10 protein-coding genes and 4 pseudogenes are annotated in these 16,663 nt (G+C 42.9%); 10 read left to right on the top strand and 4 right to left on the bottom strand.

Translation table 11 applies throughout. The annotated features are described in order from the left end of the window. Positions 1-67 precede the first annotated feature (67 nt). Together VY86_RS14650 and VY86_RS14640 are read right to left on the bottom strand one after the other, a co-directional pair. Positions 68-1,444 carry an IS4 family transposase gene (locus VY86_RS14650; protein WP_046975489.1) on the bottom strand — a complete coding sequence of 459 codons (1,377 nt, stop codon included), beginning with the start codon at positions 1,442-1,444 and terminating at the stop codon, positions 68-70. A gap of 572 nt (positions 1,445-2,016) precedes the next feature. Beyond that, positions 2,017-2,289 (bottom strand): type II toxin-antitoxin system Phd/YefM family antitoxin, encoded by a 273-nt coding sequence (locus VY86_RS14640; RefSeq protein ID WP_021323918.1) that lies wholly within the window; start codon positions 2,287-2,289, stop codon positions 2,017-2,019. A 794-nt stretch (positions 2,290-3,083) separates the two neighbouring features. On the opposite strand from VY86_RS14640, the gene VY86_RS14635 reads away from it, so the two are divergent. The 6 genes and pseudogenes from VY86_RS14635 to VY86_RS25175 form a co-directional block, all read left to right on the top strand. Continuing rightward, entirely contained in the window at positions 3,084-4,523 is a 1,440-nt protein-coding gene (locus tag VY86_RS14635; RefSeq protein ID WP_046975487.1) for a sensor histidine kinase, read from the top strand. A 3-nt stretch (positions 4,524-4,526) separates the two neighbouring features. After that, entirely contained in the window at positions 4,527-5,369 is an 843-nt protein-coding gene (gene qseG, locus VY86_RS14630) for a two-component system QseEF-associated lipoprotein QseG (protein WP_046975486.1), read from the top strand. Then, positions 5,366-6,703, top strand: coding sequence for a two-component system response regulator GlrR (gene glrR, locus VY86_RS14625; protein WP_046975485.1), 1,338 nt, complete (start codon positions 5,366-5,368; stop codon positions 6,701-6,703). Before qseG ends, glrR begins: the two co-directional genes overlap by 4 nt. Positions 6,704-6,778: 75 nt before the next feature. Next, positions 6,779-8,401, top strand: a complete 1,623-nt coding sequence (locus VY86_RS14620; RefSeq protein WP_046975484.1) for an NAD+ synthase — start codon at positions 6,779-6,781, stop codon at positions 8,399-8,401. Between the two features lie 15 nt (positions 8,402-8,416). After that, a complete protein-coding gene (glnB, locus tag VY86_RS14615; protein WP_004847623.1) occupies positions 8,417-8,755 on the top strand; it encodes a nitrogen regulatory protein P-II in 339 nt (112 codons plus the stop codon). A gap of 255 nt (positions 8,756-9,010) precedes the next feature. After that, positions 9,011-9,127 (top strand): annotated as a pseudogene (locus VY86_RS25175) (ISNCY family transposase); the annotation flags it as partial. A 558-nt stretch (positions 9,128-9,685) separates the two neighbouring features. Here VY86_RS25175 and VY86_RS14610 read toward each other — a convergent pair. Then, positions 9,686-10,009, bottom strand: coding sequence for a helix-turn-helix domain-containing protein (locus VY86_RS14610; RefSeq protein ID WP_046975483.1), 324 nt, complete (start codon positions 10,007-10,009; stop codon positions 9,686-9,688). After that, positions 9,993-10,136, bottom strand: a pseudogene (locus VY86_RS23570) (type II toxin-antitoxin system RelE/ParE family toxin); the annotation flags it as partial. The gene VY86_RS14610 and the pseudogene VY86_RS23570, both read right to left, overlap by 17 nt. An 854-nt stretch (positions 10,137-10,990) precedes the next feature. Between VY86_RS23570 and VY86_RS14605 the strand changes: the two are divergent. The 4 genes and pseudogenes from VY86_RS14605 to acnB form a co-directional block, all read left to right on the top strand. Continuing rightward, positions 10,991-11,659 (top strand): annotated as a pseudogene (locus tag VY86_RS14605) (lipase family protein); the annotation flags it as partial. 20 nt (positions 11,660-11,679) lie between these two features. Then, on the top strand, positions 11,680-11,913 hold the full coding sequence (locus VY86_RS25950) for a hypothetical protein (protein ID WP_046975482.1): 234 nt from the start codon (positions 11,680-11,682) through the stop codon (positions 11,911-11,913). Further along, positions 11,910-12,650: pseudogene (locus VY86_RS24195) on the top strand (hypothetical protein). Before VY86_RS25950 ends, VY86_RS24195 begins: the two are co-directional and overlap by 4 nt. Before the next feature lie 1,110 nt (positions 12,651-13,760). Further along, a complete protein-coding gene (acnB, locus tag VY86_RS14580) occupies positions 13,761-16,358 on the top strand; it encodes a bifunctional aconitate hydratase 2/2-methylisocitrate dehydratase (RefSeq protein WP_046975478.1) in 2,598 nt (865 codons plus the stop codon). The last annotated feature ends 305 nt before the right edge of the window (positions 16,359-16,663 follow it).

Raw genomic sequence — 16,663 nt, 5'->3', positions numbered from 1 at the left:
ACTTGGCAGTAGCTGCATAATAAAGCCAAAAATAGTTCCCTGGCTTACCCTGTCTCTTGATCATATTTCATAGATCAAGAGACTTGGACAGTAAATAACCTTCAAGGATGGTTTGTAACATGAACCATCCTTGCCACAGCCTTTCCCATCCCACTCGGCCATTTCGTTTTGAGTCATACCAACCCGCTAGTTTTCCCAAATTAATATAGGCCCAGTAAACACTTGGCGCTGTCTTAGGGACCTTTTTCTTTTCTTGCTTTACCCACAATAACTTCCACGCTAGCGGGCTTAATAGCGTTTCACAACTCTGTTTTTCCGCCTCTGATCTATTGAGACCCACATAGCGCAACTGATGAACACGCACGGCGATAAACGCCAGGATCACCACCATTTTTTCCAGATTTTCTTTACGTTGCATCCGTAGCGCTTCTACCTGTGTCCCGCCACTTTTCCACGCTTTGTGAAACTCTTCAATGAGCCAGCGTTTTTCATAGTAGTCCAGAATACGGTGGGCATCTTCTTTACCTTTTACCGGCTCCGATGTCAGAATGTGCCAGCTCAGCTCCTTGTCGTTATTCGTTTCCTGACAACTCACATAATACAGCGGTATCGGCTCCCCTCGTTTATTGGCCGGCATTTTGAGCGTGACAGGGGCGTAACGGACGTCGCAGAGAGCTTCACGCGCCTTACGCCCACCTCGTTGTTTAACCTGAACGGTTCTTTTATCTGCGGGCTGCAAAGATTCACTGAACAGATAAAGTTTATCTGAGCTTTGTTCAATGCAACGGCTTTGCATTGAACGCACAATAAAACGCTGCTGATGCGTGATTTTATAGGTCCGATAGTCAATAATGTCTGCCTCGCGATCACAAACTGAAATGACCTTATTCATATCACTGCCAAGACGAGTTTCTGTTGCCTGAGAGGCGCGTTCCCACTTATAACTTTCCTTGTCTTTATACGGCCGGGAAGCCCGTTGCGCTTTCTTGCCATAATGACTCAGCTCTCTCGTCCAGCGCGTTTGTTCAATCAGGCCAATGACCTGTTCTTCTCTGGGGGCAAAAAGCAAAACGGAATGGGCATGCAGGCCGGTGGCACTTTTTCGTGATGAGGTATAGCCCATTTCATCCCGAACCGTCTGATGAGTGAACTCCAGTGAGGTTGTATCTTCCAATGCCAGCAAACAGTCATAGGACTTAGCTTGTTCAGCCGTTGCTGCAAATCCGGCCTCTGCAATGGCCGTTGCGTCAATGGCCCGGTTACGCGTAAATCGATAAGCGGCTTCAATATCCGCAGGTGTTTTGAGTGATTGCACAATAGATTGCCCGATATGGTTGGCTAAAGAGGCGGTGAATTTGATAAGACGCTGGGTTCGTCGGCTATCGCCCAAATTTGCGCGAGAAAAAGTCTCATAAGCCCATTGTTCTGCGTGAGTTTGGAACATTTTACCGTACCTCAATGAAATAGTTATTACTAAGATCAGCAAAATAGAAAAAGATTCAAAAAAATCCCCCGATTTTTTATCAGGGGATTTGTGTATGAAAGACAGCTGAAGGACAGGGTTTTACGGCGCACCGGATAAATAGGCTTATGAAGCCACAGCAGTTGAAGGATATTCTCAACTGATATGAAAAGGGTGAACAGAAATTGTTCGCCCTTTTTGTTAATGAAATTTCAGAAGTTCAGTCCCTACGTAGGCAATATTGGATCAGTGCTTGGGGTAAGCTCTGCCGTGTACTTAGGAGCAGCATAGCAATTACGGTATGGTTTGTTTCATCTATCTTGTAGATTGCTCGTAGTTGCAATTTAGGGTCTATATAGTCATGGTAGCTGGTTAACCCAATATCAGCTGTTCCTTCACACAATGGAGTACTTTTGGGATGCTTAAGAATACGGACTTCAAAGCTGTTTAAAAATGTTTCTAGCATTTCCCAAGATGCTTCTGTGCCTATATGTCTGGTTAAATAGTCAAAGCGTTCATGAAGCTGGTTCTCAAACGTCTGAGTATATTCAATTTTATTTACGATCACTGCTTGCTAAGTTCCGTAGGTTATTTCGCAGTTCATTGGATGACACGATTCGTCCAGATTTTACGTCTTTTTCAGCAAAAGATAGCAAGCGCAGCAATGCCATTTGTTCTTGCTGCATCTCAAATTGAGTAGGATCTTGAACCACATATAGCGGCTCCCCGTTTTGGGTTACTATGACTGGCTGAGATACATCCATAGAAGCCAATTCTTTTTTAAACGCAGAAACTGTCGTAATCCGCGAATTTTGGGTTTGATACATATTGTCCTCCGAGTAGAAACCTTATTGCTTCTATCTTTAATAATACATCATTTGCTGATAAAGGCCATATCTGGGGCAAATATAGACCACTAGTATGATACTAGTGCTAATGATTCAAATGTAGAAGTCTTGTACCGGAAATTCTTAGGAATTCAGGCCCTATTTCTTCATTGTCTCAATTACCCGACAAACGCCATTATGAATGTCTCAAAAAGGAGACATTTAATTATTTGATTTATATATATTTTTATTTTCATGATTTCAGGTGTCTGTAATTGGCGACAGAAGACAAATTTTATTTATGCCAGAAACAAGATATTTTGTAGCTGAAACGTTAAGTTTTTTATTTTTAATAATAAAATCAATTTATTATGATTTTAATTTTAACGTTGGCACGGAACCTGCATTAAGTTAGCCCAGTAGCTCATTCAACTTCTTATGTCGGTCCACAACAAGGTGGAGATATACCACATAAACTATCGAATGATGCCAGATTAAGGTGCCTACCGTCCAACTCAGTGATATCGCTTTCGAGCCTTATCAAACATCGGGCGACACGTGGAGTGAGGCACCAACCTATGTTTGATTGTAGATAAACAGCAGATATACGTTATCCTCACTGGCGGGGTAGTAGCAAAAACTACTATCCCGCCATCATAATTCCAGGTTTCTGCCTGCGACATTGTTGATTGTTCGCATCTTAACTATTTATCAGTAGCAGCAAAATTTACCCGCCGATGGGTTTTTCTATCTGCCCTTTGTCGGTTAGCATAAGTGTACTGGCAGGTTGTGAGATGATTTCCTTGAAAAAATGGCGTTTGTTTCCGCGCTCATTGCGCCAATTAGTTGTCATGGCCTTCTGGCTGGTGTTATTGCCGCTATTGGTTTTGGCTTATCAGGCTTATCAAAGTCTTGATCAGCTCAGTGAGAAAGCGGCTGATATAAACCGTACCACGTTGGCTGATGCCCGCCGCAGTGAGGCGATGACGGGTATTGCGTTGGAGATGGAACGCAGTTACCGCCAATATTGTGTGTTGGGGGATAAAACGCTGGAAAACCTCTACCAAAGGCAATATCGACAATATTCTAAGATGCTGAAAGATCAGATGGCGATACTTGATGATCAGCAGCATATTAAGACGCTTGACAACTTACTGTTGCAATTAACAAAAATCACTTGTCTCAATAGTGAACCCACCGAACCCGCCGCTCAGTTGCTTGAACAGTTCTCTAATGCCAATAGTCAGATGGTACAGGCTACCCGTGATGTTATTTTCAGCCGAGGAGAACAGCTACAGAGAGATATTGCTGATAAAGGCCAATTTTTTGGCTGGCAGAGCCTCATTTTGTTTCTGCTTAGTGCATTACTGGTCGCGTTATTTACCCGTATGATTATCGGGCCGGTTAAAGGTATTGAACGAATGATTAACCGACTGGGTGAAGGGCGATCATTGGGGGTTCGTATAGATTCTTTTCCGGGACCAAGAGAACTTCGTTCCCTGGCGCAACGGATTGTTTGGCTCAGTGAACGATTGGCCTGGCTGGAATCACAACGCCATGAGTTTTTGCGTCATATCTCTCATGAATTGAAAACACCGCTGGCAAGTATGCGGGAAGGAACAGAATTATTGGCTGATGAAGTTGCAGGCCCATTAACGGCTGATCAGCAAGAAGTGGTTGCGATTCTTGATAATAGTAGTAAACATTTACAGCAATTGATCGAGCAATTACTGGATTATAACCGTAAACTGGCAGATAGCCCGGCGGAACAACAGCAGGTTTCTTTACGGGAAATTGTTAATGAAGTGGTTTTATCACACAGTTTACCGGCAAGATCAAAGAATATTCAGACAGAAATTCAGCTTAATACTGATATTTGTTGGGCAGAACCGACACTATTAATGCGGGTTATTGATAATCTCTACTCCAATGCGGTGCACTATGGCGCTGAATCCGGTAACATCTGGGTTTCAAGTCGTCAGATCGGCAAATGTGTTCAAATTGATGTTGCCAATACAGGTACACCAATTCCTGAATCAGAACGTAGCATGATTTTTGAACCGTTCTACCAGGGAACGCTCCAGCGTAAAGGCGCAGTGAAAGGCAGCGGTCTTGGGCTCAGTATTGCGCAGGATTGTATTAAGCGTATGGGGGGGGAACTGTTATTAATTCAGAGCGAATTTGCTGACGTCTGTTTTCGTATTGAATTGCCATTAACTGCTGAGAATGAATAAATAATGCATAACAGGTCTACTTACCGTTTTGTACAAAAGACGGATCGGCAGAATATTGCAGTGCAGCCTGGGAAAAACGCTTTTGTCGCCAGACTCTTGTTACCGCGAGTTTCAGTTTGGGGTTTCAGAATAATTCCGCTGATCTTTGCCCCCTTTTTATTGACGGGTTGTGTCAAGGCTCCGGTTAATCACGATTTAACTACAGTTGCCCAGATGGTAATCCCAGAACAGCGGGTGACAGATTATCGTGTCGCAGATTGCGATGTGATATGGGATATAGAGACGCCGCAGTCGGTTGAGAACGCGCTTTACTGGCTGCGACTGATAGACTGTTCAGATCTCCTGACGTCAGCCAGAGCCCGTAATATAGCGAAATACATCGTTCCGGCTACTTGGGATCTGGCTTTCAGGCAAAGTATTTTACTTAACAGTGCTGGGCCAACGTTGGCTGAACGCCGGAAAATGGTTGAAAATCTTAATAAATACCGGCTGAGATTCCCAGAACCATTGCGACCATTATTAAAATTGTGGCGCGAACAGCAGATTCAGCAAATTGCAGTTGCGGAAGAGCGGGCAAAATTCCAAAAATTACAGGCGGATACGGATAATAAAATTGATAGCCTGCGCGAAAGCCGTGCACAGCTGGAATTTGAACTACAGGAAACGTCCCGTAAATTGGAAAACCTGACGGATATTGAGCGTCAGCTCTCTTCCCGTAAGCAAAATCAGGGTAGTACTGGCTCAGGCAGCTCAAATGAACATACTGAGACGCCGGCAGCAGCATCACCCAGCGAAAACAGCGAGCCAGGTAATACCTCTGAATCAGATAAAGGAGCAGCACAATGACAGCGCGTAAGCCAGCCCATCTTCTTCTGGTTGATGACGATCCGGGTTTGTTGAAATTACTGGGAATGCGTCTTACCAGTGAAGGTTTTCGTGTCACAACCGCAGAAAGTGGCTGTGAAGCGCTGAAACTGTTAGCGAAAGAAAAGATCGATTTGGTGATCAGCGATTTGCGTATGGATGAAATGGATGGTATGGCGTTGTTTGCTGAAATCCAGAAGCAGCAACCCGGTATGCCGGTCATTATTCTGACGGCTCATGGCTCCATTCCAGATGCAGTAGCGGCAACTCAGCAAGGCGTCTTTAGTTTTCTGACCAAACCTGTTGATCGGGATGCGTTGTATAAAGCAATTGATGGCGCATTGGCGTTATCCACCCCCGCTGGTGATGAACAATGGCGAGAGCAGATAGTTACCCGCAGTCCCGTTATGCTGCGCTTGTTGGAACAAGCACGAATGATCGCGCAATCCAATGTGAGCGTGCTGATAAACGGCCAGAGTGGTACGGGGAAGGAAGTGTTAGCCCAGGCCATTCACCGCGCCAGTCCACGGGCGAAAAAGCCATTTATTGCGATTAACTGTGGCGCGTTGCCGGAACAATTGCTTGAGTCAGAACTGTTTGGTCATGCCAAAGGGGCGTTTACCGGTGCGGTCAGCAGTCGTGAAGGGTTGTTCCTTGCTGCACAGGGGGGAACGCTGTTTCTTGATGAAATTGGTGATATGCCGCTGGCTTTGCAGGTTAAATTATTGCGGGTATTGCAGGAGCGTAAAATACGCCCGTTAGGAAGTAACCGTGATCTGGATATTGATGTGCGGATTATCTCAGCGACTCACCGTGATTTGCCGAAAGCAATGGCAAAAAATGAATTCCGTGAAGATCTTTATTACCGCCTGAATGTCGTTAACTTGAAAATTCCTGCTTTGAATGGCAGGGTTGAAGATATTCCTTTACTGGCGAATCATCTGTTGCGTGAATCAGCGAAGCGCCATAAACCTTTTGTCCGTAGTTTCTCTGCCGATGCGATGAAATGTTTGATGGCGGCAAGTTGGCCGGGAAATGTGCGCCAGCTTGTGAATGTCATCGAACAATGCGTCGCGTTGACTACCGCACCGGTTATTAGTGAAGCGCTGGTTACACAGGCGCTGGAAGGGGAAAACACGGCATTACCTACTTTTGCCGAAGCCAGAAATCAGTTTGAGCTGAATTACCTGCGTAAGTTGCTGCAAATGACCAAAGGTAATGTGACTCATGCCGCGCGTATGGCGGGGCGTAACCGGACTGAATTCTACAAATTACTGGCGCGTCATGAATTAGATGCGAATGATTTTAAAGAATAACTTTTCTGCTGCTCAGGAAGTTTTTACACTGAAAACTGATATAGATAGATTAATGGCCCGGGAGAGCCAAATTGTATGAGCCGTACTCTTAATATTACCCTCGCACAGCTTAATTGGGTGGTTGGCGACATTGAAGGCAACTGCGAACGTATGTTGCAAACAGTGCAGGAACAACAGCAACAAGACGCTGATTTGGTGATGTTTTCTGAACTGGCGCTATCCGGTTATTCTCCAGAAGATCTATTATTCCGTGCTGATTTTCATCAGCGTTGTCGCGAGCAGCTTACACGTTTACAGGTTGCCAGTTGCCAAACCGCTATTTTGGTTGGTCATCCTTGGGAACAGGATGGGGAAATTTACAACGCGCTTTCCTTATTCTGGCAAGGGGAAATCTTGGCCCGTTATTTTAAACAACGGTTACCGAATTATGGTGTTTTTGATGAAAAACGCTATTTCAAAGCGGGTGATCAAAGTTGTGTGGTGCCATTCAAGGGATATAACCTTGGTTTGCTGATTTGCGAAGATTTATGGTTTAACGAACCAGTTGACGCCTTGAAACAGGCCGATGCGGATTTAATTCTTTCTATCAATGCTTCTCCATATAACCGTGAAAAGCCTTATATCCGTTATGAATTAATTAAAGAACATTGCCAGCGTACAGATTTACCAATGATTTACCTTAATCAGATTGGTGGTCAGGACGAATTGATTTTCGACGGTTGTTCCAAAGTCTTTAATGCCAGTGGTGAAATAACTCACCGGTTGGCCGCATTTAATGAACAAATCCAGCAGTGCCGTTTTAATGAATTAAATATCGAACCTATGGTTAATCCAGCACCTCAATTACCGCCATTGCAGCAGATATATCAAGCATTAGTGCTTTCAGTACATGATTATGTCCGTAAGAACGGCTTCAAAGGTGTTCTGTTAGGCTTATCTGGTGGTATTGATTCTGGCCTGACGTTGGCAATTGCAGTTGATGCATTGGGTAAAGATCATGTTCAGGCGGTGATGATGCCGTTCCTCTATACCTCTGAAATGAGTATAGAAGATGCCAAAGAACAGGCCGATATGTTGGGTGTTGAGTTTAATGTGGTATCGATCGAACCGGTATTTGATGCGTTTATGACGCAATTTGAACCTCTGTTTGCCGGTACTGCCAAAGATACCACCGAAGAGAACTTACAGGCGCGTTGCCGTGCCGTTATTTTGATGGCGATGTCCAATAAACGCCATCGTCTGGTGCTGACGACCAGCAATAAGAGTGAATCGGCTGTAGGATATTCCACATTATACGGTGATATGGCGGGTGGTTTTAATGCGTTGAAAGATGTACCGAAAACATTGGTATTTGAATTGGCAAAATACCGTAATACCGTTTCTCCGGCGATACCTCAAAGAGTGATTGATCGTCCGCCATCGGCAGAATTGGCGCCGGGACAGCTTGATCAGGACAGTTTACCGCCATATGACATTCTGGATGATATTCTGGAGGGTTATGTGGAACAGGATCAATCAGTTGAGGAGCTGGTGGCAGCGGGTTTTGATGAACAGGTTGTACGCAAAGTGATTCGTCTGGTTGATATCAACGAATATAAACGTCGTCAGGCGCCGGTTGGCCCGCGTATTACCCTACGCAATTTTGGTAAAGGCAGACGCTACCCGATTACCTCTGGTTTCGGTCATAAGAATTGGTAACAACAGGAAAACTTCATGAAAAAGATTGATGCGATTATCAAACCCTTCAAGCTGGATGATGTACGTGAAGCTCTGGCAGAAGTGGGTATCACCGGTATGACTGTGACAGAAGTGAAAGGTTTTGGACGTCAGAAAGGGCATACAGAACTGTATCGCGGTGCAGAGTATATGGTGGATTTTCTGCCAAAAGTAAAAATCGAAATTGTTGTGGCAGATGATATTGTCGATACCTGTGTTGAAACCATTATGCAGACCGCGCAAACCGGAAAAATCGGTGATGGTAAAATCTTTGTATTTGATGTTGCCCGTGTTGTGCGTATTCGTACCGGTGAACAGGACGAAGAGGCGATTTAGATAATTTAACTTTGGGGGTGGTAACAGGTAGATCAAAGGCCACCCTCTAATAAACATTGGGATCTTGATAGATAGCCAATGTTTAACCTCGCGGTTTCAGTATGGTCTTGCGACCCGGCTACGTTGTCCCGGCAGCTTCACACAAAACCGTTACCCGTCAGGCTACTGATGACGGAACATCAGGTTCCCCATAAATTGCTATTGGAACAATTACTTAAGCGACTTCACGTCGCACCCGGATGATGAAATCCCGCGCTACTCTACTTATTACAAGCGGGAGATACTACCGATCCAGAGGGTTTTATCCGGCGACTGGTAGAACAGTCCCCGAGGTATGAGGAGGTACTGATGACAATAGCGCAGAAACTGGAGCAATTAGAATAAAAAAAAGTCATAGTTGATTTTATTAACTTATTCATATTAATAGCGATAATATTGGTTATTAGGCAATATGCAGGGGAGTAAAATGACTTTTTATTTATGAATGTTGCTTTTAAATTTATGCTCTATATTATTTCGTTCAATTCATTCACCTAATTAATCAAAGAATTACTTAAAAAAACTTATAGACACATAAACTCAGAATTCCTCTGAATTTAATTTTTTGTTTATTGCGTTTTGTTTTCATTAATAAACTCCTATTAGGTAAGAACATGCCCGAAAGATTTATATAAATTATCTTAGATATCAATGACAACCAAGATGTTTTCTCTCTATTTCTTTTTGTTTCTCATTACTTGTGGTTCAATACAGCGGGGGATAATGGTTTTATTGAGAATCTGGATAGTAAGGCGAAAGCGGCTATTACGACGGCGTGGGCAGATACCATGATTGGCAGGAAGAGATTTGCCTGATTAATTCTTCATAAGCTAATTAACTCTCAGTAATAAAAGTCAAAATGGCCCACAGAATAGCGGGCCATTTTTTATATCACATCAACACTTTCAACCCATGCTTCTGAACCACAGATAATAATTTCAGCGACAACCCACTAGGACGCTTTACCCCGGTCTCCCATTTCTGAACCGTTGAAACACTGGTATTGAGATAACGAGCGAAAACTGGCTGGCTTACATTCAGTTTCTCGCGTAATTCTTTGGTCTCAAGAGGTTTAAGATCATTAACACTATCGATACAAGCTTTATCAAAGCTACGCATAGTTTCTTGTGGAATTGCACCAACGCTAAATAATCCAGAAGCAGCGCTATGGATAGCTTCAAACGCAGGACTTTTAAATTTACTTTTTGCGGTCATGACAAATCTCCACCAATTCTTTGTTCTTAATCATAGCTGTAATCTTTTCATCTGAAAGGCCAGCGTAATGTTTCGCCAGCTCCCTGAATCCAGCCAGTTCACGATCATCAATGTTTGCCATATTCCTACCAGAAACATAAGTAAATAATTGGCGAATTCTTGAAAGTTGGCATTGTTTTTACAATATAAGCAGGCTTAATTGAATCCAAAAGACATTTTTATTCCAACGGGAAACCCGTCAATAGCGGAGTATAATCGATTGGGCAAAATAGTAATATCATTATTCCCGATATTTAATGAAGGATGAGTTATTAATGAAACGACTAAATAGATGGCGTTATTAGTTATCATGATAGGTTGTAATAAATATATCTTTTAATTAAAAATTAATGTGTTATGTGTTTTTTAGTGGTGGTTATATGGAATGTAAATGAATTCGAGGTTGTTTATCTATCATGGGTTTATTTTTCTGATAAGATAGAGTATTGCTTTCCGTTTTATACTTTAATTAGATTGAAGATAATTGAATTCGCATTCAGGTTTTAATGCTTTTTTACAATTTGTAATACTTTGTTACAAATTTATATTTTTGTAAATTTCAAAAAAATGAAAATTTTTCTTGCCATTTTGTGATTGTTTAATGATTATTAAACAGGTTACATCATATGACCTGTATGAAAGAAAGTTCATATCCTGTTCCCCTTATTCACGGGGATTAATTGATTGGGATTCATTTTTGTATTCCTGTCGTTCAACTTACTATTACTCACTGCATAAGCTGTGATGTTTATCTGTGATAGTGGGATTTTTACGGGTTTATTTCTTGGGTAAAGAAATAAATTATTTTAATCCCTAAGCATGGGCGCTTTTCTGGTGATGAAGGTTATGTATCACCGGACGGAACAAACCTTGTGAGATTTTCAGCACAGGATGTTTGGGCTGCGTGCCTATATGTAAGGTTAAAAGAAGGAAGCCAAACCAATGGGTATATCAGATCCGCGTTTAGGTTTAGATTGTAAGAAGTATTTGAGACACTGGGTAGAATTTCAGTTCGTGGATGAACAGGGGAAGCCGCTGGTCAACCTGCCTTATAGTCTGATCAGTCACGGAACTCCAGGTTATGTGCGTCAGGGGGTAACCGATGGTTTCGGGGTACTCAGGGAAGAAGACCTGACAGCTTATCCGATGACCTTGTATATCCACGCCCAATCATTGGCGGATGAAATGGAACAACGTCCGTTGCGGGAAATACGCGGTGAAGCGGCGTCGGTGGTGAAGCCCAAAGCAGAAGCGGAAGGCCATCAATACCGCTATGTGACTATCGGGCAGATCAGTGATGGATCGCCGGTGATTGAGGGATGGGATCCTGAAGATATTCCACCACCTTATCATTTCCCAAACCCAGAACCAAAAGGGTTTTATTCCCACCCACTAAACTGCCGGTATGTACTGGAAGTCTGTCCGTTTCGGGCTTGGGTTTTGTTGTTGCATCATCAAAAAGAGTATTCCTTGGTTAATGCGTATAACCAGTGTTTGATGAGTGTACTGGCTTATGCCGATGGTGATGTTGATGTTGAAGGATCTGTGACCCACTTTTTTAACCGGCAAATGGTGGATGTCTCGAAGTTGCCTTATAAAGTAGAGACATTATTGGTGCACGACTTGCAGAATTGATTGCACCGGATAAATACCATTTTTTCCGAGATCAGGAGCAATTATTTGAAAAAACATTGAATGAACGAACTGATATTGTTTCAGATATTCGGCAACGCGATGCACTATTTTTACAGATGGATCATCAGTTGAAACAAGCTTTGATTTGTACTCAACAGGATAAACAAGGTCCATTGGCTTTAATACACTATGCAGATAACGCTATAGGGATCGAGGAAGATTTACTATGATAAATATCAAGAAATTCTTATTGATCTTGTTGGTTATATTAATATCAGGTTGTGCAGACCCAGATGCACCTCTTTCCCCTCCCAAAGAGAATCAGTGGATCACTGTAGAAGGGGTTGCTCCGAAATACACGGAGCCGTATGTATCCGCAGAATATATTTCAAAAGATTGCCTTGAATATCGTCTGGATTCCAACATGTCGCCTTTTAAAGTGCCAACCTATAATGGTCTTCGTCTGAAAGTAAAGGCCGATCCACAAACGGGTTACTTTCAGGCGAAATTACCTTTTAATGGTGGTGGTCGGTGCAAATGGAAAATTAACCGAGCCTTTGTATCAGTAAGTTATACTGATGTCAGTCATCTGGTGAAAGATGCTGTTATATATGAGGGAGGAGGGGGAACAGGTTTAACTGCATTCATCAATGATGCAATTCAGACTAATATTAGCGAAAATGAATAATTGAATATTCTAGATTACCATCCAGCTATTTACCCTGTTTTGGAAATATCTGATAGATTCCCGAAAAGTATATTCTTACAGGGTGAATCTGGTATGCGTCATTTTAGATTTAGGTTAACACCTGGCGCAGAATGGAAAATCATCTATAAACCTAAGCTGGATGAAACCAAGATGCCGAAAATTATTATCCCACCGGGTAAAGAACCTTCAAGAGTTGAATACCCTGATGGCAGAGTTGATTTAAACAGAGATTCCATTGATTACTGGAAAATAAAGTAATGTCACCTATTAATTTACACTCCCTTGATTGGAAATAATGAGCACCCGGTGGTTAGAGACAATAAATCTCCTCCACCAGATTAACGTGATTTAGATTTAAACTAATGATTATAGGGTTGGTTTGAGATGATAAAGTTTTGCAATATTATTATAGCGATTATTGTATTTTCCTCTCTTTTTACTGTCATGATGCAAGTATTGACGCTTAATGATTATATTTTTAGTGTTTATTTGGCGTGGTGGACTATTCCAGCCAAAGTGTCTACTGTTATTGTATCTATTTACATTTTTGCTATAATTTCTAGGTTTTTACCGTTTATTCTTGTTATTTTTACATTCAGCCTGATTCTGGCTGTAGATGTATGGAATTGGCCATTATGGGTTTCGATTCTTGTATTTATTTGGCCAGTTATTGTTGTCTTTTTTTACTGCGCACTCAATAAAAGCCTAAAATATAATACAAATAATCTATTCTGGGATAATAATGATGATGGAAAAATTTAAATACGGAGCAGAAAATATAAAATCATTAGCTTTATAAAAATTGCTCAATGAAAACCATTTATGAGATGAGTTTTTTAACAATCGCAAGCTGATTTTTTTCAGTGATTAATCAACGTTGGAACAGCAACAGCAGTTCCAGCGTTAACATGAACCGCCGTATACGGAACCGTATGTACGGTGGTGTGAGAGGACAGCGGGAGTGATCCCGCTTCCTACTCGATACCTGGTATGACCTGTTAAAAAAAATAGGATATAAAAAGTGTGGTTTTTGTGGGCGCTACTGGCAAAAATCAGCGGAATAATCTGCTTTAATAGCGTTATCTACTGCTAATTCAGAATATTACTATCAGTTAATGTTACTTTTATGTGAACGAATTAACATCGCATTCAAATTTTGATATGCTGGGTGCCCGAAGCTCGGCATAACTTGAACTGATTAGGTTATGCCGGCAATCCTCTGACCTGGCACCCAGAACCATAACTAACAGCCTGTCCCAGTGGGCGTTGCGTTATTGTTGCGAAAACACAATAGCCTGATGATACAGGTTCTAAGGCGGGTGCAGACAGCCGGGTAGATAAAATGACAATGAGAGCGAGGAGAAAGTCGTGCTAGAAGAATACCGCAAGCACGTAGCCGAGCGTGCAGCCCAAGGCGTCGTCCCTAAGCCATTGGACGCAGCGCAAGCGGCGGCGCTGGTTGAGTTACTGAAGAGCCCACCAAAAGGTGAAGAAGATTTCCTGTTAGATCTACTGATTAACCGTATTCCCCCCGGTGTTGATGAAGCGGCATATGTAAAAGCCGGTTTTCTTGCCGCCATTGCAAAAGGTGAAACCACGTCACCGCTAATCACGCCAGAAAAAGCGGTTGAGCTGCTTGGAACTATGCAGGGTGGTTATAACATTCACCCCCTGATTGATGCTCTGGATAATGAAAAACTGGCTCCCATTGCAGCTAAAGCGCTCTCTCATACTTTGTTGATGTTTGACAACTTCTATGATGTAGAAGAAAAAGCGAAAGCCGGTAATCCACAAGCTAAACAAATTATGCACTCTTGGGCAGATGCGCAGTGGTATCTGGAACGTCCTGAACTGGCAGAAAAAATCACAGTAACTGTATTTAAAGTGACGGGTGAAACAAACACAGATGACTTATCTCCTGCGCAGGATGCATGGTCACGTCCTGATATTCCACTGCATGCTCTGGCTATGTTGAAAAACGCCCGTGAAGGTATAGAACCAGATCAAGCTGGCACCGTTGGCCCAATCAAACAGATTGAAGAGCTGAACAAAAAAGGCCACCCATTGGCTTATGTCGGCGATGTTGTCGGTACAGGTTCTTCCCGTAAATCAGCCACTAACTCAGTGCTGTGGTTTATGGGCGAAGATATCCCATTTGTACCAAATAAACGCGGTAGTGGCGTTGTTTTGGGCGGTAAAATCGCGCCAATCTTCTTCAATACGATGGAAGATGCGGGAGCATTGCCAATCGAAATAGATGTGACCAAGCTGAATATGGGTGATGTGATTGATATCTATCCCTATAAAGGCGAAGTACGCAATCACGAAACCAACGAGCTGCTGGCTGAATTTGAACTGAAAACCGATGTGTTGCTGGATGAAGTTCGCGCGGGTGGTCGTATTCCACTGATTATTGGGCGTGGTTTAACCAGTAAAGCGCGTGAGTCGCTTGGCTTACCGCAAAGTGATGTATTCCGTCAGGCGAAAGCGGTTGAGAAAAGTAACCGTGGTTTCTCCTTAGCTCAGAAAATGGTTGGCCGGGCATGTGGTACTGTGGGTATTCGCCCAGGTGAATATTGTGAACCTAAAATGACCTCCGTTGGTTCTCAGGATACTACCGGTCCAATGACCCGTGATGAGCTGAAAGACCTGGCATGTCTGGGTTTCTCTGCGGATTTGGTGATGCAATCATTCTGCCATACGGCTGCTTATCCTAAGCCGGTTGACGTCACTACCCACCATACTCTGCCGGATTTCATCATGAACCGTGGTGGTGTTTCCCTGCGTCCGGGTGACGGCATCATTCACTCATGGCTAAACCGTATGTTGTTGCCTGATACCGTAGGTACGGGTGGTGATTCTCATACCCGTTTTCCGATAGGTATTTCCTTCCCGGCAGGTTCTGGTTTGGTGGCATTCGCGGCTGCAACGGGTGTAATGCCTCTGGACATGCCTGAATCTGTGCTGGTTCGTTTTAAAGGGCAGATGCAACCGGGCATCACTTTACGTGATTTGGTGCATGCGATTCCTTACTATGCGATTCAGCAAGGTCTTCTAACCGTTGAAAAGAAAGGTAAGAAAAATATCTTCTCTGGCCGTATTCTTGAAATTGAAGGTTTACCAGATCTGAAAGTTGAACAAGCATTTGAACTGGCAGACGCTTCCGCGGAACGTTCTGCGGCAGGTTGTACGATTAAACTGGATAAAGCGCCGATTATCGAATACCTGCAATCCAATATTGTATTGCTGAAATGGATGATTGCTGAAGGTTATGGTGACCGCCGTACACTGGAACGTCGTGTAACAGGTATGGAAAACTGGCTGAAAGATCCTCAACTGCTGGAAGCCGATGCTGATGCGGAATATGCCACTGTTATCGAAATCGATCTGGCTGAAATCAAAGAACCAATTCTGTGTGCACCGAATGATCCGGATGATGCGCGTTTACTGTCTGATGTAGCTAACAGCAAAATTGATGAAGTCTTTATCGGTTCTTGTATGACTAACATTGGTCACTTCCGTGCTGCCGGTAAATTACTGGATCAGCATAAAGGCCAATTGCCAACTCGCTTGTGGGTTGCTCCACCAACCAAGATGGATGCGGCTCAACTCACTGAAGAGGGTTATTACAGCATCTTTGGTAAGAGTGGGGCACGGGTTGAAATACCTGGTTGTTCCCTGTGTATGGGTAACCAAGCGCGCGTTGCTGACGGTGTAACGGTGGTTTCTACTTCAACCCGTAACTTCCCGAACCGTTTAGGAACGGGAGCGAACGTCTATCTGGCATCGGCTGAATTAGCGGCGGTGGCTTCTCTGTTAGGACGTCTGCCTACACCGGAAGAATATCAGCAATTTATGGATAAAGTTGATGAGACTGCGGAAGATACTTACCGTTATCTCAATTTTGATCAACTGAATCAATACACTGAAAAAGCGGATGATGTGATTTTCCAAACCACGGTGTAATTCCGATATATTGCAATACGAACGAATGGGAGGTAAAAACCTCCCATTTCAAAAATAATTTTTAAGAAAAGCTGTTTTTGTCTGTCAGCATGGTTTTAAAATCTGGAAAAAATGGCAAGCGTATCATGAAAAAACAGGTAAAAACTTTAATCATTAAAGGTAAAAATAAGTGATTAAGGGTTTTTAAAGTCGGGTAAAAAATTTGATACTATACTGACATCGGAAGAGAAAACATCAGAGAAAACGGGTTTTAAATCTGAAAAATCAAATACAGCAAACGAGAAAACCATAAAAATAACGTAATA

This window comes from Photorhabdus thracensis (assembly GCF_001010285.1).
GTDB lineage: Bacteria > Pseudomonadota > Gammaproteobacteria > Enterobacterales > Enterobacteriaceae > Photorhabdus > Photorhabdus temperata.
This window is presented reverse-complemented; position numbering and strand designations above follow the sequence as displayed.

Coding starts and splice junctions, on each gene's coding strand:
- VY86_RS14650 (WP_046975489.1), bottom strand. CDS start 1,444: ATGTTCCAAACTCACGCAGAACAATGGGCTTATGAGACTTTTTCTCGC.
- VY86_RS14640 (WP_021323918.1), bottom strand. CDS start 2,289: ATGTATCAAACCCAAAATTCGCGGATTACGACAGTTTCTGCGTTTAAA.
- VY86_RS14635 (WP_046975487.1), top strand. CDS start 3,084: ATGATTTCCTTGAAAAAATGGCGTTTGTTTCCGCGCTCATTGCGCCAA.
- qseG (WP_046975486.1), top strand. CDS start 4,527: ATGCATAACAGGTCTACTTACCGTTTTGTACAAAAGACGGATCGGCAG.
- glrR (WP_046975485.1), top strand. CDS start 5,366: ATGACAGCGCGTAAGCCAGCCCATCTTCTTCTGGTTGATGACGATCCG.
- VY86_RS14620 (WP_046975484.1), top strand. CDS start 6,779: ATGAGCCGTACTCTTAATATTACCCTCGCACAGCTTAATTGGGTGGTT.
- glnB (WP_004847623.1), top strand. CDS start 8,417: ATGAAAAAGATTGATGCGATTATCAAACCCTTCAAGCTGGATGATGTA.
- VY86_RS14610 (WP_046975483.1), bottom strand. CDS start 10,009: ATGACCGCAAAAAGTAAATTTAAAAGTCCTGCGTTTGAAGCTATCCAT.